The organism is Psychrobacter sp. 1U2 (genome assembly GCF_051847575.1).
The window spans coordinates 1-545 of record NZ_JBPYDC010001671.1 but is presented as its reverse complement, the minus strand read 5'-3'; the positions used below and the strand labels follow the sequence as shown (position 1 = coordinate 545).

The following is a 545-nucleotide window of genomic DNA, read 5'->3' as shown; positions in this document are numbered from 1 at the left end:
TCTCATAATTAATAATTATCTCACAAGAGTTGATATGTTCTACTTTGTTAGATGCCTCTTATCAAACATGGCTATTATGTTAAGGAATATTTTATGCTTTTTGAGTTTATTGCCACCATAGCTGCTGCCTTTGGTATGGCTGGATTAGCACTTATCATAACTCACCTCAGTAAATTGGCTGGTAAACGCGCACCAAAATGGCTAATCCCTCTATTTGCCGCTATTGGTATCTTTAGTTTTCAGATTCATCAAGAATATAACTGGTATCATCAGCAAGTCGCTAAGCTCCCTGAAGGTGTAACCGTTATTAAAACAGCTGAAAGTACAGAATGGTTTCGTCCATGGTCTTACGTTAAACCACAAATATTACGCTTTATAGCAGCAGATGTTGATAATGCGAGCGTACAGCTGGACAACTCGGATATATATTTGGTCAATTTGTATTTGTTTGAAAGACGTAGGAGTGTGCAGAAAATTCCACAAGTTATAGACTGTAGTGTTCCTGCACGTGCAGATTACGTACTACCAGAAAAAGGCAGTACGCT

Annotated in this window: 1 protein-coding gene; it reads left to right on the top strand. The window is 38.2% G+C overall.

All coding sequences use genetic code 11. The features are described from left to right. Positions 1 to 93: 93 nt before the first annotated feature. Positions 94 to 545: hypothetical protein (locus ACS8FD_RS23795; protein ID WP_439277665.1), on the top strand; the 452-nt coding region annotated here is incomplete at its 3' end.